This window comes from Streptomyces tateyamensis (assembly GCF_003205575.1).
GTDB classification, from domain to species: domain Bacteria; phylum Actinomycetota; class Actinomycetes; order Streptomycetales; family Streptomycetaceae; genus Kitasatospora; species Kitasatospora tateyamensis.
This window is the reverse complement of sequence record NZ_PYBW01000041.1, coordinates 28626-52708: the sequence shown is the minus strand read 5'-3', so window position 1 is coordinate 52708 and position 24083 is coordinate 28626. Positions and strand designations below refer to the sequence as shown.

Below are 24083 nucleotides of genomic sequence, written 5' to 3'. Positions count from 1 at the left end.
AGGTCCCCCAGCCCCTCCGCAGCTGGGGGTAGCAGCCTTGGGGAGTCACGATGGGAGCCTCACAGCCACGGCTTGACCGAGCAGGAACCCTGACGCGTGAGATAACCCGTGCGCTGAGCACCGTCGGCCACACCATGGCGGCTGCTGAGTCGCTGACCGGCGGCAGCCTGTGCGAGGCGCTGAGCGAGGCGCCCGGTGCCACCAGCACCTTCGCCGGCGGCCTCATCGCTTACTCCACCGACCTCAAGAAACGGCTCCTCGGAGTCGACGAGGCGCTCCTCGACCGGGTCGGCGCGGTCCATCCCGAAGTCGCCGGCCAGATGGCGGAGGGCATCCGGAAGCTCACCTGCGCGACCTACGGCCTGGCCACCACGGGCGTCGCCGGCCCCGCTCCGCAGGACGGACAGGACGTCGGGACCGTCTTCGTTGCCGTCGCCACCCCGCACGCCACCACCTCGGTCCAGGTCTGCCCGGGCACCGAGGACCGCGACGGCATCCGGGAGGCAGCCGTCGTCGGCGCGCTCCAACTGCTGCGCGACCAGCTGCGGCCATCCGGATGACGCGGTCGTCGCGCTGCGGAACGCTCCCCGTTTCACGAACCCGGATGTGGAGACACGCCCGAAGGAGACTCGCGCACCGCCTTCTACCTAGGAGTGACGATGAAGGCATTGACCTGGCACGGCAGGCGGGATGTACGCGTCGACACCGTTCCCGATCCGGTCATCAAGGATCCGACCGATGTGATCATCAAGGTGACCACCACCGGGCTCTGCGGCTCGGACCTCCACCTCTACGAGGTGCTGGGTCCCTTCCTCGACGTCGGTGACATCCTCGGGCACGAACCCATGGGCATCGTCCAGGAGATCGGAGCAGACGTCACGGCGGTGCGCGTCGGAGACCGCGTGGTCGTGCCCTTCAACGTCTCGTGCGGCACCTGCCACACCTGCGAACAGGGCCTGCACTCGCAGTGCGAAACCACCCAGGTCCGGGAGTACGGCAGCGGCGCCGCCCTGTTCGGCTACACCAAGCTCTTCGGGCAGGTCCCCGGCGGGCAGGCCGAACTGCTGCGCGTCCCGTTCGGCAACACGCTGCCGATCAAGGTGCCCCAGGGCCCGGCCGACGACCGCTTCGTCTTCCTCTCCGACGTGCTGCCCACGGCATGGCAGGCCGTCGAGTACGCGGCGGTGCCCAAGGGCGGCAGCCTCGTCGTCCTGGGCCTGGGGCCGATCGGCGACATGAGCTGCCGGATCGCCCTGCACCGCGGCGCGGGCCAGGTGATCGGTGTCGACCTGGTTCCCGAGCGCCTGGAGCGCGCCCGAAGCCGCGGCGTGCGCGTCCTGGACCTGAACGAGCTGGGCAGGGACCTCGGCGACGTCATTCGTGACCTCACCGACGGCCGTGGCCCGGACAGCGTCATCGACGCGGTCGGGATGGAGGCCCACGGCTCGCCCGGCGCCAAACTCGCCGCCCAGGTCACCAACCTGCTGCCGAGCGCGCTGGCCGCCAAGATGATGGAACACGTCGGGCTCGACCGGCTCCACGCCCTGTACCTCGCCATCGACATCGTGCGGCGCGGCGGCACGATCTCCCTCTCGGGCGTCTACGGCGGCCAGAGCGACCCGCTGCCGATGCTCACCATGTTCGACAAGCAGATCCAACTCCGCATGGGGCAGGCCAACGTGCACCGCTGGGTCGACGAGATCCTGCCGCTCCTCACCGACGGCGACCCGCTCGGCGTCGACACCTTCGCCACCCACCACATCCCCCTCGGCGACGCGGCGGGAGCGTACGAGATGTTCCAGAAGAAGCAGGACGGCGCCGTGAAGGTGCTCTTCAAGCCCTGAGCTGAGCACCCGACAAGTTCTGAGCACCCGACCGACGGCAGCCTCGCCCCGGGGAGTGGACCATGACCGCACGACCGCACCGCTTCGCGAACCGCACCGCCCTGGTCACCGGTTCCTCCCGCGGGCTCGGCCTGCTCGTCGCACGGGAACTGGCCCGCCACGGAAGCCGCGTCATGCTCTGCGCGCGCGACGAGCCGGCTCTGGCCCGGGCCGAGCGGCGGCTGCGAGCCGACGGCGCCGACGTCTCCTCCGTCAGCTGCGACATCACCGACCCTGCTGCTCCCGGCCGGCTCCTGGGCGCGGTGCACGAGCGGTTCGGCCCGCTCGACATCCTCGTCAACAGCGCCGGGATCATCCAGGTCGGCCCGCTGGAAGCCCTGCGCGAGGAGGACTTCCGGCAAGCCATGGAGACCATGTACTTCGCGCCGCTGCGCCTGACCCTGGCCGCGCTCCCGGACCTGCGGGCCGGCGGCGCCGGAACGGTGGTGGCCGTCTCATCGGTCGGCGGCCGGATCCCCGCCCCGCACCTGCTGCCCTACGTGGCCGCCAAGTTCGCCGCGGCGGGCTTCTCCCAGGGGCTGCGGGCGGAGCTGGCCGGAACGGGCGTCAGCGTCACCACCGTCCTGCCAGGACTGATGCGCACCGGCTCGCACACCGCCGCACGGTTCCACGGCCGACCCGGAGCCGAGTACCGCTGGTTCGCCGCCGCTGCCTCCATGCCACTGCTCTCGATGGACGCCGAGCGCGCCGCCCGCGCGATCGTGCGAGCGGCCGAGCGCCGCCGCCCCGAGCTGGTCCTGACCCCGGCGGCTAAGGTCGGGGTCCGGCTCCAGGGGCTGGCGCCCGCCACCACCGCCCGGCTGCTCGGCCTGGTCGCCCGTGCCCTCCCCGCCGCCGGTGACCGGCCGAGCCACGACGTCCGGGGCGCCGAGGCGGCGGCGCAGTCCGGCCTGCCGGCGTGGGTCACCGCCCTCGGGGACCGGGCCGGCGCGCGGTTCGCGGAGCCTCGCCGGAACGGCTGACGCAGAGCGGAGCTGAGCTGAACGGCGCTGAGCTGAGCTGAGCTGAGCGGGGCTGGGCTGAGCGGGGCTGGGCTGAGCGGGGCTGGGCTTGGCTGAACGGACTGCGGGCGGACTACTGGGTCGGCTGCGCCGTCCCGTACTCCTCCAGTACGTCGAGCACTTCCCGAAGTCCCAGTTCCACGTCCCCGCTTCCCGGGCCCGTGGCACGCGCGAAACGGAACCCGCCGTCGTGCCAGAACAACGCGCGCAGTCGCCTGTCGGTCAGGCGGAGCACGAGCGTCTCGTCGCTCTCCCGTGTGACGTGCCAGCCGAACATGCGGGCGGTGGCGTCGAGGTAGAAAGCGTCGTGGCTCAGAGGAAGCGCACTGTCGGCCATGACCATGATGTTCTCCGTCCCACCGCCGGTACGCCACCCGGCTCCGGCAGCCGGGCTCGGTTGGCCCGGCGTTCGCCGCAGCGAGCGTGTGACCCGCAGCGCCGCCCGCAAACGTCGGCGCCCGATCAGGGCACCGGGGTGCGGGCCTGTCAGGAGAGGATCGCGTCGGCTGCCTTCTTCAGTGCGCTGGGCTGCTGCGGCCGGCGGGGAGCCTTCGCCCGCGCCTCGAGCAGGCGGGCACCGATCTCCTGCAGCTCCTTGCGGCCCAGTGCCTCGCGGACCTTGGGGAACCAGTCGTCCTCCTCCTCCTCGATGTGGTGGGTGACGCTTTCGATCAGCACGGTGGTCTTGGCGTCGAACCTCTCGTCCTCGGGATTCATCGCGGCCAGCTCGGCGCAGAGCAGATCGGCGACGTGGTGCTCCTCGTAGGACTCCAGGATGTCGCTCTCCAGGCTGGGGACGAGCCTGCGCACCTCCGGGTACATCACCTCGTTCTCGATGTAGGTGTGCACGGTGAGGGCTTCCAGGATCTGGCTCACCAGGTCGGCCTTGGTCTTACGGGCGTTGTCGCCGGCGGCGGCGAACTCCCGGAAGAGGTGGCGGACGTTCTTGTGGTCTTCCTTGAGGAGCACGATGGCGTCGGTGGACACAGGGGTTCCCTCCAGTAGGTAGCGGGCTGTTCTGCCTCGTGTCCCCCGTGAGTGCCTGATACATGCCCACGATCGGCTGAACGGGTGCCTTCCAGCAGCCGTGCGATGCCCAGGTCTCCTCGGTGTGAAGAAGGATCCGATGCCCGGACTGATCCGCGGTTGCGCGAGGTCTCAGCGGATAGACGCCCGGCATGGGTGCACACCGCGACAAGGACCCCGACCGCGACATCGAGCAGGCGCAGCGGCGGGAGGCCATGGAAGAGGCGCCGGACAGCCCGACAGAGGTTCCGCGCCATTCCTGGCTGGCAGTGCTGCGCCGCACCGGAAGCGAGTTCATGGGCGACGAGCTGACCGACCGGGCAGCCGCGCTGACGTACTACAGCGTGCTGGCGATCTTCCCGGCGTTGCTCGTCCTCGTGTCGATCCTGGGACTGATCGGAAGATCTACCGCGGACCGCGTCCTCAGCAATCTGGAGAAACTCGCTCCCGGGCCGGCGCGCGACATCCTGACGACCTCCGTCCACCAGCTCCAGCAGAGTCACACCACCGGCGGTGTCGTCGCGGGCGTCGCGCTGGCGGGCGCGCTGTGGTCGGCCTCCGGCTACATCGCCGCGTTCATCCGTGCCTCCAACACCGTCTACGACATCCGTGAGGGCAGGCCGGTCTGGAAGATCACCCCCCTGCGGCTCGGCCTGACCATCCTGATGACGGTGTTGCTCGCCGCCAGCGCGGTCATAGTGGTCTTCACCGGCCCCCTCGCCCAGCGCGCAGGGGACGTGGTCGGCCTCGGTTCCACCGCGTTGACCGTCTGGGCGATCGCGAAATGGCCCGTCCTGGTTGTTCTGGTCACCCTGATGATCGCCATTCTCTACTGGGCGGCTCCCAACGTCCGTGGACGCGGGTTCAAATGGGTGTCGCCGGGCAGCGTCCTCGCGGTCCTGCTGTGGCTGCTGCTCTCCGCGGGATTCGCCCTGTACGTAGCCAACTTCGGCTCCTACAACCGGACCTACGGGACCTTGGCGGGCGTGATCGTCTTCCTCGTCTGGCTGTGGCTGTCCAACCTCGCGATCCTCCTCGGCCTCGAGTTCGACGCGGAACTCGCCCGGGAGCGAGCCATCGAGGGTGGCCTCCCGCCGGACGAAGAACCGTACGTCGAGCCCCGTGACACCAGCACCTGGCCCCCCGGCAGTGACGGCGCCGCCTGACCCGCTGGGTCCCCGCCCGCTCCCCCTGAACCGAGCCACGTGAACGCCCCCGGTCGGACAGCAGCCGGTGACACCGCAGGAGGCCAAGCAGAGCAGACCCCGGGCCGGCGGCCGCCCCGTTGACCATCCGGACTGCGGCCGACATGCATCCGGCACTGCCCGGCCGAGCCGTACTCAGCGGCGCGTCAGTCGTAGTGGCGCGGAGCGTCCATTCGGCGGCGGTGGTAGAGCACCCGCTGCTTCCCGGTGGCGGGATCGTAGGAGAAGGCGGAGGCCACTCCGGACCGGTCAGGGCCGAGTGTGGTATTGGTGCGCGCGGCGTGCGGGTACGCAAACCTGTCGATGAGCGGGATACACAACCGAACGCGCAGCCAGAGCGGGTATTCGTGAACGCGCAGGGCCCCGCCCCGGTCGCTTCCGCGTTCGTGCCGGCCGGCGTTCCGCATCGGGCACGCCCTTTCGTCCACGGGCCGAAGGTTCTCCCCGCAACCGTACGGGCGCTGCGGGGCCCGCGGAAGGCGGGCTCCGCAGGTGCAGGGCTCTTTCCTCGTCGGTGTCGATCCGTGAACCGCACAGCCAGTGCCCGTGTGAGCCGATCCAGGACATCAAGACGGCATCAAGATTGCCGGGATCGTGCAGTGCGCCGCTGTCGGGGATGCTGCCAACCTGTCGCAGGCAGGTTCACGGGGTGTGGACCGCCGGGGGATGACAGAGGCGGGCGAGCGTAGTGCGTGGGTTTCTGGGGGCGGTGACCGGGTTTCCGACCGCGGTCTTCACCTTCGCGCTGATCGTGGTGGTGGGCTACTGGGTGCTGGTGCTCCTCGGGGGGGCGCACCTGCACGGGGCTCGCGGGGGGCACCACGGGCACGGCCACAGTCACGGGAACGGACACGGACACGGGCACGGGCACGGGCACGGGCACGGGCACGGGGGCCTGCAGCGGGTGCTGGGCCTGGGTGGGGTGCCGATCACGGTGGCCGTCTCGCTCGTCATCGCCTTCTCCTGGTTCACCTCGTTGGCCGGCCAGGTCTGGCTCGGCGGCGGGGGTGGCGGTGGCTGGCTGCTGCCGGCGGCGGCGGCCTGCGGGTGGGTGGGGGCCCGCCTGGTGGTGCTGCCGCTGCGGCGGCTGATGCCCGAACCGCTGCCCCCGCCGTCGCGGCTGGACTTCGTGGGGCTGGGCTGCGTGATCCGCACCGGGCGGGTCGGGCCGGACTTCGGCCAGGCCGAGGTGCACGCGGCCGACGGCTCGTCCGCCGTGGTGCAGGTCCGGCAGAGCCTCGACGACGCGGCCGGGCCGGGCGGGGTGCTCCGGTCGGGGGCCGCCGCGCTCATCTACGACTACGACGCCGAGGGCGAGTTCTTCTGGGTCATGCCGGCCCCGGCCCCGCCAATCTCCTGACGACAGGTCAGTCCACAGCAGTCACGTCACCACCCACATCAACTCATCCATTCCTGACACAGTCAGTCCAAGGGAACAGCCATGTCTGTCGTCACCATCGGTGCCGGTGTGCTCGTCGCCGTCCTCCTCCTCATCGGTCTGGGCACAGTGCTGCTCTTCGGCCGGCTGTTCCGCAAGGTGGTCCAGGGCGAGGCCCTGATCGTCACCAGGCCCAAGGGAGTGACCGTCACCTTCACCGGTGCGCTGGTGCTGCCGACGGTGCACCGCGCCGAGGTCATGGACATCTCGGTGAAGGCCATCGAGATCGGCCGGACCGGCCGCGAGGGCATGATCTGCAAGGACAACATCCGGGCCGACATCCAGATCACCTTCTTCGTCCGGGTCAACAAGACCGAGCAGGACGTGGTCAAGGTCGCCCAGGCCATCGGCACCGAGCGGGCCAGCCACCAGGAGACGCTGCAGAACCTGTTCAGCGCCAAGTTCGCCGAGGCGCTGCGCACCGTAGGCAAGCAGCTCGACTTCGCCGACCTGTACACCCACCGCGAGGAGTTCCGGGACCGCATCATCGCGGCCATCGGCACCGACCTGAACGGCTACCACCTCGAGGACGCGGCGATCGACCACCTGGAGCAGACCCCGCTCTCCCAGCTGGACCCGTCCAACATCCTCGACGCCCAGGGCATCCGCAAGATCACCGAGCTGACCGCGCTGGAGCACATCCGCACCAACGACTTCCAGCGCAACGAGCAGATGGAGATCACCCGCCAGGACGTGGACGCCCGCGAGGCGGTGCTGGAGCTGGAGCGCCGCCGGGCCGAGGCCGAGATCCGCCAGCGCAAGGGCATCGAGACGCTGCGGGCCCAGGAGGAGGCGGCCACCGCGCAGGTCCAGGAGGAGGAGCGGCTCAAGGCGCAGGGCGCCGCGCTGCGCACCGAGGAGCTGCTGGGGGTCCAGCGCGAGAACCAGCAGCGGGAGATCGCGGTCGCCGAGAAGAACCGCGAGCGGGTGCTGGCGGTCGAGAGCGAGCGGATCGAGAAGGACCGGATGCTCGAGGTGGTCAACCGCGACCGCGAGGTGCAGCTGGCCCGGGCGGGGATGGACAAGGAGGTCGAGGTCGAGCGGCGCGGCGTGGCCGAGGTGGTGCGCGAGCGGATCGCGGTGGAGCGCACCGTCGCCGAGCAGGAGGAGGAGATCAAGCGGGTCCGGGTCGTGCAGGAGGCCGAGCGCACCCGGCAGAGCGTGATCATCGCCGCCGAGGCGGAGGCGCAGGAGCAGCTGGTCAAGGACATCAAGGCGGCCGAGGCCGCCGAGCAGGCCTCGCACCTGCGGGCCAGGGAGCAGCTGGTGCTGGCCGAGGCCGGACAGCAGAGCGCCGAGCTGGAGGCGGTCGCCAACCTGCGGCGGGCCGAGGGCCAGCGGGCGCTGGCGGCGGCGGCCGGTCTGGCGCAGGCCGAGGTGGCGGAGCGTCAGGCGATCGCCGAGGCGGCCGGGGTGCGGGCCCGGCTCGAGGGCGAGGCGGCCGGTCTGAAGGAGAAGGCCGAAGCGATCGAGAAGGTCGGCCTGGCCGAGGCCGCGGTCGCCGAGAGCAAGGCCAACGCGGAGGCGGCCGGCATCCGGGAGAAGCTGCTGGGCGAGGCGGCGGGGCTGAAGGAGAAGGCGGCGGCGATGGCCGCGCTGGACGAAGTGTCCCGCTCGCACGAGGAGTTCCGGCTGCGGCTGGCTGCCGACAAGGACGTCCGGCTCGCGGCCCTCGAGGTGCAGGCCAAGGTGGCCGAGGCGCAGGCGGCGGTGCTGGCGGCGGGGCTGGAGAGCGCGGACATCGACATCGTCGGCGGCGACAGCGTCTTCCTGGAGCGGCTGGTCGGCGCGGTCTCCTTCGGCAAGTCGATCGACGGTGTGGTGCAGGGCTCGCAGACCGTCCAGACGCTGGGGGCGGAGTGGCTCAACGGCGACAAGAGCTTCAGCGAGGACGCGACCGAGGTGCTGCGGGCGCTGGCGGCCGGCGGCCCCTGGAACCTGGCGCTGCTGACCAGGCTGCTCGGCGGCGGCTCCGGTGACGGAGTGCTGCCGGTGGACCCGGTGCGGCTGTCCGGGGTCAACGGCACGGCCCAGTAGCCGGTCGGCGCACCACCCAACGAACCGTCAGACGGCTGACCAGGAACAGGAACACGGACACAGCGATGGGCGTCGAGAGCGGCACCTACCAGATCCTGCGCACCCGCCTCGCCGAGCGCGCGGCGGAGCTGGGCCGGCGCGCGGCACAGCTGAACGAGCGGCGGCAGGAGGCGTTCGGCGCCCGCACCCTGGAGCTGACCGCCTCCGCCCGGGCCCGGACGGCCGGCGAGGGCGCCGCCTGCGGCATCGTCGCCGTCCGGCCCGAGGTCCTGCTGCTGGGCAGCACGGCGCCGGACCTGGCCCAGGGCCTGCTCTCGCTGCACACCCCGGACGGCACGGCGCTGGACCCCGGCGCCGTGCCCGGCCTGCTGGACGACGAGCGGTTCCAGCGGGACCTGGCCGAACTGCTCCGCTACTACCGCGACGCCCGGCTGGCCGACCTGCTGCGCACGGCCTCGGGGCGGCTGCTCGCCGTCTTCCGGACCGGCGAGAACGACGGCGACCAGCGGGTGCTGAGCTGGCACCTGACGGACGACCGGGTCGAGTACCTGGGCAACCACGGCGAGCGCGACCTGCCGCAGACCCCGGTCTACGAGCTGCCGTGGACCGTCACCGGACGCGAGCACCACGCCCACGACCGGATCCGGATCGACGCCGGCACCGGCGCCGGCAGTACCGGCGCCGGCGCCACCGCCGTCTCCGTCGCGACCACCGGCGGCCGCCTGACCGTACGCGCCGTGCCGGGCGACCGGCTGCTGTTCGAGGAGGAGGTCGACGAACCGCTGCAGAGCCTGGCGGACGCCACCGTCGCCTACGCCCGGACCGGCCCGCTGCTGCTGTTGCGGATCCGCCCCTACAACGAGCCGGCCGACCGCTACCTGGTGGTCAACACCCGGACCGGATCGGTGCGCCGGCAGGACTCGCTCGGCCTGGGCGCCCGGCTGCTGCCCGCCGAGCAGGGCCTGCTCTTCCCCGGCGGCTACGAACTGGCCGACGGCACCCACCGGGCGTTCCGCACCGAGGACGGCGACGGCGCGGGCGCCCTGCGCTTCGACGCGGTACTGCCCTCCCCCAACGGCGAGGACCTGCTCTACGTGCTGCGCCGGCCCGGCCGGGCCCAGGTGCTGCTGCTGCCGTGGAACACGGTGCGCCGGGAGGCCGCCGCCGCCCTGCACGGCGCCGCCCACACCCTGCTGCCGGACGGCACGCTGGTGCTGCTCAAGCCGGACCGCCAGCCGGTCCGCACCCACGAACTCCAGCTGTGGCGAACCCCGTTCCAGTCCGCCGACCACGCCGCCGCCGAGCAGGTCGCGGACGGCCCGCTGGCCCGGATCGGCAACGCCGACCTGGTGCGCGGGATCACCGACTGCCTCGACGTGGTCCGCACCGCCGGGCAGCCGGAGTCCGACGCGGAGCTGATCCTGGACGCCTGCGCCAAGGCGGCCGACCGCCACTACTGGCTCGGCGCCACCGGGCTGCTCGACCCGCTCGCCGAACTGCGCGATGCAGCAGAGCAGTTGGCCGCCGAGCAAGGCCGGCTGCGGGCGCTGGCCGGCCGCGCCGCCCAGGCGGTCGAGCAGGCCGGCCAGCTGACCGCCGCCCTGCTGCGCCGCTCGCACGGCGAGCCGCCCACCGACACCGAGGCCTGGACCCAGCTGCTCGCCGAACTGCGCCAGGCCCAGGGGCGCACCCGCACCCTGCGCGAACTCCCCCAGGTCGACCAGGCCGCACTGGACCGCATCGAGTCCGAACTCGCCGGTGAGCTGACCGCGGCGACCGAGCGGGCCTTCGCCTTCTTCGCCGGTCCCGACGCCTTCGCCGCCCAGCTCGCCGCCGCCCGGGACGCCGCGGAGGCGGCCGAGTCGGTGGCCACCGCCGCCGAGGCCGCCCAGCTGGACGAGCGCCTCACCGAGCGGTCCGAGGCGCTGGCCACCGTCACCGACCTGGTCACCGGTGCGGTCGCCGCCGACCCGGCCGCCGGCACGGCGGTGCTGCTGGCCATCGGCGAGGTGCTGGCGGCGGTCAACCGGGCCCGCGCCGTGCTGGCCAACCGCCGCCGCGCCCTGCTGGACACCGAGCACCGGGCCGCGCACGCCGCCGAGTCGGCGCTGCTGGCCCAGGCCACCACGGCCGCGCTGGCCGCCGCCGGCAGCCCGGCCGACTGCGACGACCAACTGGCCCGCCTGCTGCTGCGGTTGGACGCGCTGGAGGCCAGGTTCGCCGAGGCCGAGGACCTGGCGGCCGAACTGACGGCGCGTCGGGAGGAGATCCGGCAGGCCTTCGCCGCCCGCCGCCAGACCCTGCTGGACGAGGCCGCCGCCCGCGCCGACCGGGCGGCCGAGGCCGCCCGGCGGGCGCTGGCCGCGCTGCGCCGCCGACTGGCCGGCCTGGGCTCGGCCACCGACATCCACGCTGCCGCGGCCTCCGACCCGATGGCGCTGCGGGTGCGGGCCGCGGCCGAGGAGCTGGGCGGGCTCGACGACCGGGTGCGGGCCCAGGAGTTGACCGACGCGCTGGACGGCGCGGTGCGCACCGCGCTGCGCGACCTGCGCGACCGCGCCGAGCTGTCCGGGGACGGCGGGGCGAGCGTGCGACTGGGCCGCCACCGCTTCGCGGTCCGCCGCGAACCGGTCGAACTGACCCTGCAGCCCGACGGTGAGGGGCTGGCCTTCCTGGTCACCGGAACCGGCTACCGCCGCCCGGCCGAGTTGCCGCAGCTGCTGGCGGGCCGCGAGTTCTGGACCCAGCCGCTGGTCAGCGAGTCCCCGCAGCTCTACCGGGCCGAGTACCTGGCCGCCGCACTGCTGCCCTCGATCACCCCGCTACCAGTGCCCTCCCTCGCGCCCCGGCCGCTGCTGGACCAGGTCCGGCAGGCCGCCGAACGTGCCTACGACGAGGGCTACGAGCGCGGCGTCCACGACCACGACGCGGCCCTCATCCTGGCGGCCCTGCTGCGCCTGCGCGAGGCGGCCGGACTGCTCGAGCACCCCGCCGAACTGCGCGCCGCCGCCCAGTTGTTCTGGGCCCGCGGCAGCACCGAGGCGCAGCGCACCGGCTGGCAGCGCCGAGCCCGGTCGCTGGCACTGGCCGCCACCCACTTCGGAGCCGCCGGCACCACCGGTACCGCCGCCGCCCGGTCCGCGCTGGCCGACGAACTCTCGTCCTCGGTCAAGGAGTTCAGCCGCTCGCTCGGCCTGCCGGCGCCGAGGCGGGCCGGCGCCTACCTGGTCGCCGAACTCGCCGACCCCCGTGCGGGGTTCGCCACCGGCACCGCCGCCCGCACCCTGCTCGACGGCTTCCGGCAGACGCCGGCCGCCGCCGACCTCGCCGCCGACCTGCGGGCGCTGGCCGAGGACCTGCCGGCCGGTCACCAGTTGGCCACCGCCTGGCTGGAGGCCTACCTCGGCCCGGACGGCGACCGCGAGGGCCTGGCCGAGGCGGTGGCCCAGCTGTGCGCCGCGGAGCTGCCGCGCTACCAGGTCGATGCGCCGGTCGGCGAGACCGTCACCGGCCTGCTCGGCGCGCACCCGCGGCTGCGGGACGGCCGGTTGACCGTGCGGATCGACGAACTCCCGGACCGGGCGCGGGCCTTCCGCGAGGAGCGGGCCCCGGCCTTCCGTGCCTTCCAGCAGCAGCGCACCCAGCTGCTGGCCGCCGAACGGACCCGGCTGCGGCTGGCCGACTACCGGCCCCGCCCGCTGGCCGGCTTCGTCCGCAACCAGCTGATCGACCAGGTCTTCCTGCCGCTGATCGGCGACAACCTGGCCAAGCAGCTGGGCACCCTGGACGGCACCGGCGGCGCCGACCGCAGCGGCCTGCTGCTGCTCCTCTCCCCGCCCGGCTACGGCAAGACCACCCTGCTGGAGTACCTGGCCGACCGGCTCGGCCTGCTAATGGTGCGGGTCGACGGACCGGCGCTGGGCACGGCCACCACCTCGCTCGACCCGGACCGGGCTCCGGACGCCGCGGCCCGGCGCGAGGTCGAGAAGATCGTCTTCGCCCTGGAGGCGGGCAGCAACGTGCTGCTGCACGTCGACGACATCCAGCACGTCTCGGCCGAACTGCTGCAGAAGTTCATCCCGTTGTGCGACACCCAACGGCGGATCGAGGCGGTCAGCGACGGCGTCGCGCGCAGCTTCGACCTGCGCGGCCGCCGGTTCGCGGTCTGCCTGGCCGGCAACCCCTACACCGCCAACGGCGAGCGGTTCGAGATCCCGGACATGCTCGCCAACCGGGCCGACGTGTGGAACCTGGGCGAGGTGCTGACGAGTCATCAGCACCTGTTCGCGCTCTCCTTCCTGGAGAACGCGCTGGCCGCCAACCCGGTGCTGGCCCCGCTGGCCGGCACCGACCCGGCGGACCTGCGGCTGCTCATCGCGCTGGCCGACGGCGATCCGAGCGCCCAGGCCGACCAGCTCGACCGGCCGGTGCCCGACCTGGAGCGCGCCGTGGCCACCCTGGCCCGGCTGCGCCAGGTCCAGCGCACCGTGCTCGCCGTCAACCAGGCCTACATCGCCTCGGCCGCCCAGCAGGAGGCGACCCGCACGGAGCCGGCCTTCCTGCTCCAGGGCTCGTACCGGACCATGGCGCAACTGGCCGCCCGCCTCGACCCGGTGCAGAACGAGGCCGAGGTGGAGGCGCTGCTGGACGAGCACTACCTCGCCGAGGCCCGCACGCTCGGCAGCGCCGCCGAGGCGAACCTGCTGGGGCTGGCCCGGCTGCGCGGCCGGGCCGACGCGGCGCAGCAGGCCCGCTGGCAGGCCCTGTGCGCGGCTCAGTCCTCCGGCGTCCTCGGCCAGCCGAGCAGCCTGGCGCCGAGCACCGCGGTCTCCAGCGTGTAGCGCTGCAGCGCCTCGTCCGGGTCCAGGCCCGTCAGCCGCACGATGTGGGCGATCCGGTAGGCCAACGCCCTTACGCTCAGGCCCAGTCGGCGGGCCGCCTCGGCGGTCACGTAGCGCGAGTCGGCGTAGGCGGTCAGTGTCTCCAGCAGCGGCCCGGCGCCGCCGCGCGCCTTGCGCAGCGGTTCCAGGACGCTGCGCACCAGCTCCTCCAGGGCTTCGCGGTCGCGCAGCAGCACGGGCAGCACCAGCAGGTCGGCCGCGTGGAGCAGTTGTCCCGGCAGGCCCAGCTGCTCCGCCTGCTCGAGGGCGGACCGCGCCTCCTCGTAGGAGTGCAGCACGCCGCCCGGCCCGCTGTGCTCGCGGCCCACCGCCACCCGGCGGCCCGGGGTCAGCTCCGCGAAGGCCTTGACCACCGCGTCCTCGCCCGGTCCGGCCGGCACGATGCACACCAGTCGCCCGTGCTTGACCGCCAGCAGCACCTCCTGCTCGCCGAACCGGCCCAGCAACTGCCGCTCCAGACCGCGCACCAGCGGGTCGCCCAGGTCGTAGCCGTCTCCCCCGGCGACCGCCACCACGTGGGCGCAGGCCAGGTTGAGGCCGAACCGCTCGGCGTGCTCGGCCAGTCGACCGACGTCGCTGCGGCTGCTCAGCAGGTCCGCGACGAACTGCCGCCGGCCCGCCTCCTCCCGGCGCAGCCGCTCCCGGTAGGCCCGGCCGTGCCCGTCGGCGATGGCGGCCAGGCCAGCCCGCAGCGCCGCCATGGAGGCCGCGGTGACCGGCCGGCCCTCCCAGGCCTGCCCGGTGACGGCCAGCCGCTCGTCGACCAGCTCGGCGAGCCCGCGGCCCTCCTCGGCGGCGCGGTCGCCGTACGCGCGCAGCGACTCCAGCTCCTCGCGCCGCAGCCGCCGCCCGCTCTGGGCGACCTCGCCCAGCAGCCGGCTCCAGGAGCCGTCCCCGCACGACCCCGACACCGGCACACCAACCTCGACGGTGGTCAACTCCGCCCTTCCTCCCCCGATACCCACAGCGACAGCGACGCGCCAGCGTACTCGCTGCACCGTGGACGCACGAAGCCCGGCGGCCATCCCGCACCGCCGCGGGCCCGCTGCCCCGGGGCCGGCCGTAGACCGACCCCTGCTCGACGTAGGCCTTGGCCACCGCCGAATCGCCCGCCTCGGCGCCCAGGTGCCCCTCGGGAATGCCGCCGAGCAGGCTGCGCCGGGTCAGCCCTCCGCCTCGACGGCCCCTCAGAACTGCGCCGCCACCGCCCCGCGCCCAGGCATCGCCGCCCGCGCCCCCACCTGCTGCACGCTCAGCGCCGCCGCCCGGACGGCGAAGCCGGCCGCCTGGCGCAGCGGACGCCCCTCGGCCAGCGCCACCGCCAGCGCGCCGCAGAAGGTGTCCCCGGCACCGGTGGTGTCGACGGCGCGGACCGGGGGCGCGGGGACCAGCTCGTGCGCGCCGCCCTCGCAGACCAGCGCGCCGGCGGCGCCGAGAGTGACCACGGTGCGCGCGCAGGGCAGGGCCGCGGCCAGCCGGGCCGCATGGGCCGGGTCGGTCACCTCGGCGACCCCCGCCAGCGCCGCCAGTTCGGTCCGGTTCGGCACCAGCACGTCGACCAGCGGCCACAGTTCGGCCGGCAGCCCGGTGGCCGGCACCGGGGCCGGGTTGAGCACGAAGGTGCCGCGGCTGAGCCGAGCCGCGGCGAGCACCGCAGGCAGCGGGACCTCCAACTGGGCCACCACCACCCGCGCGCCGCCGAGCAGCGGCCCCGCCGCGGCCACCGCCGCCGGCCCGAGCCCGGCGTTGGCCCCCGGCGAGACCACGATGCAGTTCTCCGCCTGCCGGTCCACCAGTACCACCGCCTGGCCCGGTGGGCCCGGCACGGCGGCCAGGTGCTCCACCGCCACGCCTTCCGCGGCCAGTTCGGCCCGCAGCCGCTCGCTGTCCGGGTCCGAGCCCACCGCGCCGACCAGCGCCACGGCGGCCCCCAGCCGGGCGGCGGCCACCGCCTGGTTGGCCCCCTTCCCGCCGCCGAGGCGCCGTACCGGGCCGCCGGCCACCGTCTCCCCGGGCCGGGGCAGCGCGGCCACCTCGATCACCTGGTCCAGATTGACACTGCCCACCACCACGATGTCCATGGCCGCATTCTCGCCGCCGCCCGCCATCTGCCGCCCGCCCCCGCGGTCAGCGGCCGCGGCACCGGGCTCAGTGCAACAGCCCCAGGTCGCGCGCACAGCTCGCCCAGGCCTGCCAGCCCTGCTGCCGCAGGATCTCCTGGGCCACCTGGATCTGCTGGCGCCGGGTGGCCAGGTCGGGCCGGGTCGCGTAGCGCAGCCCGTCGGCCTCCCGCCAGGTCGGCGGCCAGATCTGCAGACCGCCGTAGTAGCCGTTGCCGGTGTTGGTGTGCCAGTCCCCGTCGGCCTCGCAGTCGGCCAGCCGGTCCCAGGTGGCGTCCGGCACGGCGGCCACCGGCCCGCCCGCGGCCACCGCCCGGGCGGGCACCGCCATCAGGGCCGCGACGGAGGCGAGCAGCACGGCTATTCGGTATCGCATCCTCCGACTGTGTGGCCGGCCCCCGTCGCCCGCAGCCGCTGCTGCGCCGTTAGGGCCGGTCCGACCGGCTCTGACGGCCCCCGGAGCCACCGTGAGGAGCCGTGAGAAGCCGGGAACGACGACGAACCGCCGCCCCGGGAGAGGGGGCGGCGGTTCGTCAGGTCAGGCGTGAGGGGTGACTGGGAGTCAGCCTCAGAAGGAGAGCACCTGGCCCGGGAAGATCAGGTTGGCGTCGCCGCCGACGACCTGGATGTTCTTCTGGTACAGGCTCTGCCAGTTGGTGCCGTGCGCGGCGGCGATGGCGCTCAGGGTGTCACCGCTCTTGACGGTGTAGCTGCCGGAGCCGGTGTTGGTGCTGGTGGGCTTCGGCGCGGCCGGCTTCTGCGCGGGCTGCTGCACCGGCTGCACGGGCTGCTGGGCCGGGGCGGCCTGCTGCACCGGGGCGGCCTGCTGCACCGGGGCGCTCTTCTTGGTGGAGGTGGAGCTGGAGTTGGAGCTGCTGGAGCCGGCCGAGCTGCCCGAGGACGTGTCGACCTGCGCCACCGCGCCACCGCGGGTCAGGCCCGCCTGGACCGAGCAGACCGGCCAGGCGCCGGGGCCCTGGTCGGCCAGGACCTTCTCGGCGACGGAGATCTGCTGCGCCTTGGTGGCCTGGTTGGCCTGCGAGGCGTACTGGGTGCCGCCGTAGGCCGCCCAGGTGGAGGAGGTGAACTGCAGGCCACCGTAGAAGCCGTTGCCGGTGTTGATGCTCCAGTTGCCGGTGCTCTCGCACTGGGCGACGGCGTCCCAGGTGGAGACCGAGGCGGCAGAGGCCGAGGTGGCCGTGACGAGGCCGGCCACCGGGAGGGCGGCAGCGGCGCCACCCAGCACGGCCATGCGAACCCAGTTGCGCTTCGGGGTCGCGGTGGCAGCAGTGGTGGCGGTGTTCTCGTTACGGAAAGTCATGGAGTCCCTCTCGACTGCCCCGGGCGGGCAGGCGGAACCAGGCCCTGCTGGGCCGACTCGCCTGTCGCGTCCTTGGGCGGCCGAGTACGTGTCTGACGTACCGCGCCGCCCCGGCCACTCCGCCACGCGCTGTCCGGCCTGTTCGAGCGGCCGGACGGCGGGCACCCGCAGGGCGGATGCGATGGGAGTGAACCCGGGTGGTGCTCGTTGCACCGGAAATGAAGGTAGGAGCGGGAGGCGCCCAGAATCAACCGATCTATGATCCTTTGCGGGTCGAACCAGGTCAGGTCACTGTTACCCGCGGTAAGGATCAAGCTCTTCCAAGGTCAACTGTCCGTTTTGATGCTATTTGCGAGACTCAAACCTCTTGTCCGCGTGGCGCCGGTCACAGTTCCGAGACTGTGAGGCTCGGCACATCCTCGACAGAACGTGGTCATCCATCAACCAAGCGCAGTCTTTTCGGCGGCAAAATCGGACAGCCGACCAGTGAACCCGTGACTCCCACCACAGCCCTCCGTTGGTTATGGCGGCCGAGCCTGCCCGGGCCGTACCCGGACGCCGACCGCCCAGCCACCGAAACGAGGAGTCCTGTTGCCGCGCTTGCTCGATGTCAGCGACGAGGTCCGCGCCGAGATCGGCGATGACGAGGCCGACCGTCTGCTGGGTGGCGCCCACGCCCCCGACACCTACGACTGCACCTCCTGCCGAACCCCTGGCGACTCCCAGCACGAGCGGACCAGCACCGTGCTGTTCGTCGGCGAGGAGACGGCGGTGCTGGCTTTCGCCCACGCCCGCTGCATCCCCTCCCAGGTGGTCCCGGTCTCCGAGGAGCAGCTGATCAGCGCAGTGCGCAGCATCAGCCAGGTGCAGGGCAGCGGCCAGCCCACTCAGGCCGACTGGCCGTCCGCAGCCGCACCGGCGGCCGCACCCGGCTACGACCCGTTGACCGCGCCCCTGGCCGACCCGCTGGCCGACCCGTTGACCGCGCCGCTGGCCGCGCCGCTCGGCTTCGACGGGCAGCGGGCCATGGTCCCGGCCCCCGCCGCCCCCGCCGCGCCGACCTCCCCGGCCCCGGGCGAGCCCGCGGTGCTCGGGGTGACCTGCGGCCTGGTGCTCTGCGGGGACACCGGGCACGCCGCCCTGGTGGTCGAGCCGACCGGCCCGGTCGGCCGACCGGGCAGCACCAGCGGCACCGACGAGTTCCTGCCGCTGCTGCTCGGCCAGGGCTTCGGTCAGGTCGGCGACATGGACCAGGTGCCCGAGCGGCTGACCGGCTGGTCGGTGCTGGTCGCGATGGGACGGCTGCACTCGATCCTGCAGCCCTCCGCGGTCGGCAACAGCGCCTGGTGGCAGGCGCACCAGCCGCTGGTGGTCACCGAGGCCTGGCGCAACGCCGCCTCCCGGGACGCCAGCGTGGTGATGTACGCGGCTCCGGCCGGCACCATCGGCCGCCAGCCCCGCGAGGACCTGCTGCGCAGTGCCCTCAACCGGGCCGCCGCCCAGGGCCTGCTGGTCGCCGCCACCCTGCCGCTGGCCGGCACCTGAGCCCGACCGCGGCACCGTCCCCGGCCGGGCGACCGGCCGGGGCGTCGGACTGATCCTGGCGCCGAGGAGTCCGCGTCTCCCCCCTACCAGGTGGCGCGCGGCCCCGCCGCGGGCGCCCGACTTCCGGCACGGACCCGCATCCTGCCCCCGGCTGGCTCGTTGGGCCCTACGTGTACACCTACGACGTGACCTCAGCCTTCCGCCAGACCACAGCGACCCGAGGGATCCCGGCGATGAGGCCGTCGTACGACGCGGAGCATCCGAGCGTCCCCACCCCGATCTACGACGAGCTCTACTCCGAGTACCGTCGGCTCTTCCGCGGGCTCCCCGGCGACCGGTCCGGCGAGGAGGACATGCGCTTCACCGGCTTCGCGGTCCGCGAGCGCTCGTCCGCCGGGCGGCTCGGCCTGGGCTCCGGGGGCGCCGCACACCACCCGTACACCGCCGCGTTCGACGGCTACCGGGCCCTGCAGGAGCCCCGCGCCGAGTACGCCGACCAGTACCCCGGTGCGCAGCAGCAGCCCTTTCCCGGCTACCAGACCCAGCCGCCGGAGGCGCCGCAGTTCGTCCCGGCCCAGCAGCAGGTCCACCACCAGTCACCTCGGCCGGTGGCCCCGGAGCAGGCCACCGGGCAGCAGCACCAGCAGCAACAACAACAGCACCAGTTCCCCGCCCAAGCTCAGGGCCAGCCCCATGCCCAGGCCCAGGCCCAGGCCCAGGCCCAGCAGCAGCCGAGCACGGGCCAGGGCTGGGTGGCCACCGGCTACCTGGCGCCCGTGACGCTGCCCTCCCCCGCCCCGCCGGTCACCGTTCCGGCGCCCGCCGCCCCCGGGCGGCACCGCGGCGGCGGCCTGCTCTCGCTGCCGCCCGGCCAGTCCTGACGCCTTGACGCCCCGTCGGCCGTCAACGGGCCGACGGCGGGCAGCGGCCCCGAACAGCACGGTGCCCGGGTGACCAACCGTCACCCGGGCACCGCCGCAGTCGCTGCTCCTACTACTCAGCCTCGACCGCTTCCATCTCGATCGGCTCAGCTACTTCTTCTTGCGCTTCTCGCGCACCCGCACCGAGATCGAGATCGGCGTCCCGACGAAGCCGAACTCCTCGCGCAGCCGGCGCTCGACGAACCGGCGGTAGCCCGCCTCCAGGAAGCCGGAGGCGAAGAGCACGAAGCGCGGCGGCTTGGTGCCGGCCTGGGTCCCGAACAGGATGCGCGGCTGCTTGCCGCCGCGGATCGGGTGCGGGTGGGCGGCGACCAGCTCGCCGAGGAAGGCGTTGAGCTTGGCGGTGGTGACCCGGGTCTCCCAGCCCGCCAGCGCGGTCTCGATCGCCGGGACCAGCTTCTCCATGTGCCGGCCGGTCTTCGCCGAGACGTTCACCCGGGGCGCCCACTGGACCTGGACCAGGTCCTGTTCGATCTCGCGCTCCAGGTAGTAGCGGCGCTCCTCGTCCAGCTGGTCCCACTTGTTGTAGGCGATGACCACCGCGCGGCCGGCGTCCACGGCCATCGAGATGATCCGGGTGTCCTGCTCGGCCAGCGGCTCGCTGCAGTCGATCAGGACCACCGCGACCTCGGCCTTCTCCAGTGCGGCGGAGGTGCGCAGCGAGGCGTAGAAGTCGGCGCCCGCGGTCAGGTGGACCCGGCGGCGGATACCGGCGGTGTCCACGAACTTCCAGGTCTTGCCGCCCAGCTCGATGATCTCGTCGACCGGGTCGCGGGTGGTGCCGGCCAGCTCGTTGACCACCACCCGCTCCTCGCCGGCCACCTTGTTGAGCAGGCTCGACTTGCCGGTGTTCGGCCGGCCGATCAGCGCCACCCGGCGCGGACCGCCGGTCGGGATGCCGAAGGTCTGCGGCGGCGCCTCGGGCAGCGCGGCCATCACGGCGTCCAGCAGGTCGCCGGAACCGCGGCCGTGCAGTGCGGAGACCGGGTAGGGCTCGCCCAGGCCGAGCGACCACAGGTAGGCGGCCTCGGCCTCGGTGGACTGGCCGTCCACCTTGTTGGCGCAGAGCACCACCGGCTTTCCGGCCCGGCGGATCAGCTTGACCAGCGCCTCGTCGGTGTCGGTGGCGCCGACCGTGGCGTCCACCACGAAGAGCACCGCGTCGGCGGTCTCGATGCCGAGCTCGGCCTGGGCGGCGACCATGGCGTCGATGCCGAGGACGTCGATCTCCCAGCCGCCGGTGTCCACCAGCTTGAACCGGCGGCCGTTCCAGGTGGCCTCGTACTGCACCCGGTCACGGGTGACGCCGGGGCGGTCCTCGACGACCGCCTCGCGGCGGCCGATGATCCGGTTGACCAGGGTCGACTTGCCGACGTTCGGGCGGCCGACCACGGCCAGCACGGGCAGCGGGACGTGCGCGCCCGCCTCGAGGTCGAGGTCCTCGCCCTCGAAGCCCTCCTCGGCGGCGATCTCCATGAACTCGGCGTACTCGGAGTCGTCCAGCTCGCCGTGGGCGGGCAGGTGTTCGTTGCTCATCTAGGTCTGTTCCGTTTCCCGGCCCACCCCGGTGAACGGGACGGACCGTGCGTACCTGCCCGGCTTCGGAAGCGCGGGCAGCGCGAAAAATTGCTCCGGCGGCGGGCCGACCCCGCCGACCGGATCTCAGGCTGCGGTCAGATGACCGGCCCGCTGGGCCACCAACTCCACCACGGTGTCGATGACCTGTTCCAGCGTCAGCTCGCTGGTGTCCACCAGGACCGCGTCCGCCGCCTGGGCGAGCGGGGCGGTGGTCCGCGAGGAGTCGGCGGCGTCGCGCCGGCCCAGGTCGGCGGCCATCGCGGCGATGGTCGCCTCGTCCACGCCCTTGGCGCGCAGCTCCGCCGCGCGCCGCCCGGCCCGGGCCGCCTCGGAGGCGGTCAGGAAGACCTTCACGGTGGCGGCGGGGAAGACCACCGTCCCCATGTCCCGGCCCTCCGTGACGATGCCGCGCTCGGCCACGGCGGCGCAACCGCGCTGCAGTTCCACCAAGCGGCTGCGCACCGCGGGGACGGCGGCCACCGCGCTGACGCCGGCCGTCACCTCCGGACCGCGGATCGGACCGGAGACATCCACCCCGTCGACCGTGATGGTCGGGCCGTCCGTGTCGGTGCCGGAGACGATCACCGGCTTGCCACAGGCGATGGCGACCGCCTCGGCGTCCGTCACGTCCACCTCGTTGGCCAGCATCCACCAGGTCATCGCCCGGTACATGGCACCGGTGTCCAGGAAGCTCAGGCCCAGCCGGGCCGCGACGGCTCGCGAGACGGTCGACTTGCCGGAGCCGGAGGGTCCGTCGATGGCGACGACGACCGGGGCGTGCGCTCGGTCGGCAGTGTCCACGGGGGAACCTCTCTTCATTGACACCCGGGGGAGATACCTCAAGGTTAGACGACCCGCCGGGCCCCGCCGTCCGCTGCTTCCGTCCGCCTGCGGCAGCTCAGTCCCGTACGTCCCAACCCCGCTCGGCCAGCGCCCGGGCGAGCTGGTGCACCGAACCCGGGTTGACCGAGAGCTGGACCAGGCCGACCTGGCGGCCGGCCGAGTGGTCGATCGCCACGTCCTCGATGTTGACCCCGGCCCGGGCCACCTCGCGGAACAGCCGGCCCAGCTCGCCGGGCTGGTCGCCGATCGCCACCACCACGGTCTCGTACCGGGTGGGCGGGGCGCCGTGCTTGCCGGGGATCCGGGCATGGCCGAGGTTGCCGCGCCGCATCACGGCCTCGATGCCGGCGCTGCCGCCCTGCCGCATGGCCTCGTCACCCGCCTCCAGGGCGCGCAGCGCGGCCACCGTGTCCTGCAGGTCGCTGGCCACCTCGTCCAGGATGTCCGCCACCATGCCGGCGTTGGCGGCCAGGATGTCCAGCCACATCCGCGGGTCGGAGGCGGCGATCCGGGTCACGTCCCGCACGCCCTGGCCGGCCAGCCGGACCGCGGTGTCGTCGGCGTGCTCGAGCCGGGCGGCGACCAGCGAGGAGAGCAGCTGGGGGGCGTGCGAGACCAGGGCCACGGCGCGGTCGTGCGCGGCCGCGTCCATCACCACCGGCATGGCCCCGCACAGCGCCACCAGCTCCAGCGCGGCGTTGAGCGTCTCGGTGTCGGTGTCGGGGGTCGGGGTGAGCACCCAGGGACGGCCCTCGAACAGGTCGGCCCGGGCGGCCAGTGGGCCGGACCGCTCCCGGCCGGCCATCGGGTGGCCGCCGATGTAGTGCGTGGTGTCCAGGCCGAGCGCGGCGACCTCGGCGCGCGGGCCCGACTTGACGCTGGCCACGTCGGTGTAGCTGCGGGCCAGGCCGCGCCGCTGGCAGTCCGCCAGCACCTTGCCGACCAGCGCCGGGGGGACCGCCACCACGGCCAGGTCGACCGGCCCGGCGGGCTCCTCGACCGTGCCGGCGCCGAGCGAGGCGGCGGTCCGGGCGGCGTCCGCGTCGGCGTCCTCCAGGTGGACGGTTATCCCCCGGGCGGACAGCGCGAGCGCGGCGGAGGTGCCGATCAGACCCGTGCCGACGACGGCGACTGTGCGCATGCGGGGCTCTCCTGGAAGCGGTCGGGCCCGGAAGCGGGCCGGGCGGTGCCCCCATCCTCCCGCACCCCCACGGCGCCCGCGCCCCCGCCCCGGCAATCTCCACCCCTCGACCGACCTCCCGGCGCAGATCTCCCCCCACACCCTCACGCCCCGTCAGCCCCCTCGCCCCCAGCCCCTTCCCCGCCCAGCCCGTCCCCCCGGCACCAACAGACCCGCCCCGCCGACCCGGTCGCCCCGCGCCTCTGCCGGGCGGGCCCGGTCCCCGGCCACCCGGTCCCACACGCCACGCCTGCCCCCCGCGTTCTCCACCCGGCGCCACCCGTGGAACCCACCCGGGGGTGGAGGACATCTGTCACTTCGGCCCGGCAGACTGACTGCCAGTCCGGCCGATGGCCGCACCCGGAAGGAGCGCCAACGATGTCCCTCCAGTCATCCGCCCCGACCCAGCCCCAGGCTGACGACTCCTCAGCCCCGGAGTGGGCCAGCGCGCTCGACTCCGTAGTGGTGCACGCCGACGGCGCCGTCTGTCGCCGCCTCGCCACCGGCCGGCTGCCCGCCGGGTCCGCCGCCCCGATCCGGATCCGCCTCACCGGACTGCCCGCCGACCTCGACCGGGGCTCGCTGCGCGCCACGCTCCCGGCCGGCCCGCCGGGCTGGCGGATCACCGAGCTGCGCTTCGCCGCGGTGGCCGAGGTCCGCGATCCGCAGGAGCTGCCCGATTTGCAGCAGCGCCTCAGCGCCGCCGAGCACCGGCTCCAGGCCCTGCTGCAGCGCCAGCGGGCGCTGTCCACCCGCATCGCCCAGACCGCCGCCCTGAGCGCCGTGCCGCCCCCGCCCAGCCCGGAGGCACCCACCCACCGCCGCGCCCCCAGCCAGGCCCTGCTGGCCCTGGCCGATTTCGTCGAGGAGCGGCTGCTGGCCCTGCAGCAGCAGGCCGAGCTGCTGCGCGAGCAGGTGGCCGAGGCCGAGCACGAGCAGGCCGTCCTGGCCGAGCAGCTGGCCCGCGCCTCCAGTGCCGCCCAGCAGACCGGCCCGGTCCGCCTGCGCCACACCGCCCTGCTCACCCTCACCCCCGACACCCC

19 protein-coding genes are annotated in these 24083 nt (G+C 73.7%); 10 read left to right on the top strand and 9 right to left on the bottom strand.

What is annotated here, in order from left to right; genetic code table 11:
• Positions 1–50: 50 nt before the first annotated feature.
• The 3 genes from C7C46_RS13570 to C7C46_RS13560 all read left to right on the top strand — a co-directional run bounded on the left by C7C46_RS13570 (position 51) and on the right by C7C46_RS13560 (position 2866).
• Positions 51–560, top strand: a complete 510-nt coding sequence (locus C7C46_RS13570) for a CinA family protein (protein ID WP_110669239.1) — start codon at positions 51–53, stop codon at positions 558–560.
• A 99-nt stretch (positions 561–659) separates the two neighbouring features.
• Positions 660–1844: a zinc-dependent alcohol dehydrogenase gene (locus C7C46_RS13565; RefSeq protein ID WP_110669236.1), complete on the top strand. Its 1185-nt coding sequence runs from the start codon at positions 660–662 to the stop codon at positions 1842–1844.
• 62 nt (positions 1845–1906) lie between these two features.
• Entirely contained in the window at positions 1907–2866 is a 960-nt protein-coding gene (locus C7C46_RS13560) for an SDR family NAD(P)-dependent oxidoreductase (protein ID WP_110669234.1), read from the top strand.
• A gap of 112 nt (positions 2867–2978) precedes the next feature.
• Here the strand turns inward: C7C46_RS13560 and C7C46_RS13555 are convergent, their stop codons facing one another.
• Positions 2979–3248 (bottom strand): hypothetical protein, encoded by a 270-nt coding sequence (locus tag C7C46_RS13555; protein ID WP_110669232.1) that lies wholly within the window; start codon positions 3246–3248, stop codon positions 2979–2981.
• Between the two features lie 143 nt (positions 3249–3391).
• Positions 3392–3892, bottom strand: coding sequence for a hemerythrin domain-containing protein (locus C7C46_RS13550; protein ID WP_110669230.1), 501 nt, complete (start codon positions 3890–3892; stop codon positions 3392–3394).
• Between the two features lie 191 nt (positions 3893–4083).
• Here C7C46_RS13550 and C7C46_RS13545 point away from each other — a divergent pair, with 191 nt between their 5' ends.
• The 4 genes from C7C46_RS13545 (at position 4084) to C7C46_RS13525 (ending at position 13452) form a co-directional block, all read left to right on the top strand.
• Positions 4084–5097, top strand: coding sequence for a YihY/virulence factor BrkB family protein (locus C7C46_RS13545; RefSeq protein WP_110669228.1), 1014 nt, complete (start codon positions 4084–4086; stop codon positions 5095–5097).
• Between the two features lie 748 nt (positions 5098–5845).
• On the top strand, positions 5846–6496 hold the full coding sequence (locus C7C46_RS13535) for a hypothetical protein (protein ID WP_110669224.1): 651 nt from the start codon (positions 5846–5848) through the stop codon (positions 6494–6496).
• 81 nt (positions 6497–6577) lie between these two features.
• Complete coding sequence (locus C7C46_RS13530; protein ID WP_110669222.1) at positions 6578–8611, top strand: SPFH domain-containing protein; 2034 nt, start codon at positions 6578–6580, stop codon at positions 8609–8611.
• Positions 8612–8676: 65 nt separating this feature from the next.
• Entirely contained in the window at positions 8677–13452 is a 4776-nt protein-coding gene (locus C7C46_RS13525) for a DNA repair ATPase (protein WP_110669219.1), read from the top strand.
• Here the strand turns inward: C7C46_RS13525 and C7C46_RS13520 are convergent.
• The 4 genes from C7C46_RS13520 to C7C46_RS13505 form a co-directional block, all read right to left on the bottom strand.
• Positions 13386–14450: a PucR family transcriptional regulator gene (locus C7C46_RS13520; protein WP_245984394.1), complete on the bottom strand. Its 1065-nt coding sequence runs from the start codon at positions 14448–14450 to the stop codon at positions 13386–13388. The genes C7C46_RS13525 and C7C46_RS13520 overlap by 67 nt on opposite strands.
• Before the next feature lie 249 nt (positions 14451–14699).
• Positions 14700–15593, bottom strand: coding sequence for a ribokinase (locus C7C46_RS13515; RefSeq protein WP_110669274.1), 894 nt, complete (start codon positions 15591–15593; stop codon positions 14700–14702).
• A 67-nt stretch (positions 15594–15660) separates the two neighbouring features.
• Positions 15661–16008 carry a transglycosylase family protein gene (locus C7C46_RS13510; protein WP_110669215.1) on the bottom strand — a complete coding sequence of 116 codons (348 nt, stop codon included), beginning with the start codon at positions 16006–16008 and terminating at the stop codon, positions 15661–15663.
• Positions 16009–16200: 192 nt separating this feature from the next.
• Entirely contained in the window at positions 16201–16953 is a 753-nt protein-coding gene (locus C7C46_RS13505) for a LysM peptidoglycan-binding domain-containing protein (RefSeq protein ID WP_110669213.1), read from the bottom strand.
• Between the two features lie 591 nt (positions 16954–17544).
• Here C7C46_RS13505 and C7C46_RS13500 point away from each other — a divergent pair.
• Both C7C46_RS13500 and C7C46_RS13495 read left to right on the top strand, forming a co-directional pair.
• Positions 17545–18498 (top strand): hypothetical protein, encoded by a 954-nt coding sequence (locus C7C46_RS13500; protein WP_110669211.1) that lies wholly within the window; start codon positions 17545–17547, stop codon positions 18496–18498.
• Positions 18499–18731: 233 nt separating this feature from the next.
• Positions 18732–19379, top strand: coding sequence for a hypothetical protein (locus C7C46_RS13495; protein WP_110669208.1), 648 nt, complete (start codon positions 18732–18734; stop codon positions 19377–19379).
• A gap of 150 nt (positions 19380–19529) precedes the next feature.
• Here C7C46_RS13495 and der read toward each other — a convergent pair whose 3' ends face one another.
• From der to C7C46_RS13480, 3 genes are all read right to left on the bottom strand, one after another.
• Entirely contained in the window at positions 19530–20975 is a 1446-nt protein-coding gene (gene der, locus C7C46_RS13490) for a ribosome biogenesis GTPase Der (protein ID WP_110669206.1), read from the bottom strand.
• Positions 20976–21101: 126 nt separating this feature from the next.
• Positions 21102–21836, bottom strand: coding sequence for a (d)CMP kinase (gene cmk, locus C7C46_RS13485; protein ID WP_110669204.1), 735 nt, complete (start codon positions 21834–21836; stop codon positions 21102–21104).
• Positions 21837–21915: 79 nt separating this feature from the next.
• Positions 21916–23001: a prephenate dehydrogenase gene (locus C7C46_RS13480; RefSeq protein ID WP_110669202.1), complete on the bottom strand. Its 1086-nt coding sequence runs from the start codon at positions 22999–23001 to the stop codon at positions 21916–21918.
• Positions 23002–23418: 417 nt separating this feature from the next.
• Between C7C46_RS13480 and C7C46_RS13475 the strand changes: the two genes are divergently transcribed.
• Positions 23419–24083, top strand: a 665-nt coding sequence (locus C7C46_RS13475) for a DUF4140 domain-containing protein (RefSeq protein WP_146259085.1), incomplete at its 3' end; no start/stop codon positions are given.

What these genes read in the sequence shown, in the direction of transcription:
- C7C46_RS13530 (WP_110669222.1), top strand. Translation starts at nt 6,578, where the DNA reads ATGTCTGTCGTCACCATCGGTGCCGGTGTGCTCGTCGCCGTCCTCCTC.
- cmk (WP_110669204.1), bottom strand. Translation starts at nt 21,836, where the DNA reads ATGAAGAGAGGTTCCCCCGTGGACACTGCCGACCGAGCGCACGCCCCG.
- C7C46_RS13525 (WP_110669219.1), top strand. Translation starts at nt 8,677, where the DNA reads ATGGGCGTCGAGAGCGGCACCTACCAGATCCTGCGCACCCGCCTCGCC.
- C7C46_RS13505 (WP_110669213.1), bottom strand. Translation starts at nt 16,953, where the DNA reads ATGACTTTCCGTAACGAGAACACCGCCACCACTGCTGCCACCGCGACC.
- C7C46_RS13510 (WP_110669215.1), bottom strand. Translation starts at nt 16,008, where the DNA reads ATGCGATACCGAATAGCCGTGCTGCTCGCCTCCGTCGCGGCCCTGATG.
- C7C46_RS13515 (WP_110669274.1), bottom strand. Translation starts at nt 15,593, where the DNA reads ATGGACATCGTGGTGGTGGGCAGTGTCAATCTGGACCAGGTGATCGAG.
- der (WP_110669206.1), bottom strand. Translation starts at nt 20,975, where the DNA reads ATGAGCAACGAACACCTGCCCGCCCACGGCGAGCTGGACGACTCCGAG.
- C7C46_RS13495 (WP_110669208.1), top strand. Translation starts at nt 18,732, where the DNA reads ATGAGGCCGTCGTACGACGCGGAGCATCCGAGCGTCCCCACCCCGATC.
- C7C46_RS13565 (WP_110669236.1), top strand. Translation starts at nt 660, where the DNA reads ATGAAGGCATTGACCTGGCACGGCAGGCGGGATGTACGCGTCGACACC.
- C7C46_RS13545 (WP_110669228.1), top strand. Translation starts at nt 4,084, where the DNA reads ATGGGTGCACACCGCGACAAGGACCCCGACCGCGACATCGAGCAGGCG.
- C7C46_RS13555 (WP_110669232.1), bottom strand. Translation starts at nt 3,248, where the DNA reads ATGGTCATGGCCGACAGTGCGCTTCCTCTGAGCCACGACGCTTTCTAC.
- C7C46_RS13560 (WP_110669234.1), top strand. Translation starts at nt 1,907, where the DNA reads ATGACCGCACGACCGCACCGCTTCGCGAACCGCACCGCCCTGGTCACC.
- C7C46_RS13480 (WP_110669202.1), bottom strand. Translation starts at nt 23,001, where the DNA reads ATGCGCACAGTCGCCGTCGTCGGCACGGGTCTGATCGGCACCTCCGCC.
- C7C46_RS13570 (WP_110669239.1), top strand. Translation starts at nt 51, where the DNA reads ATGGGAGCCTCACAGCCACGGCTTGACCGAGCAGGAACCCTGACGCGT.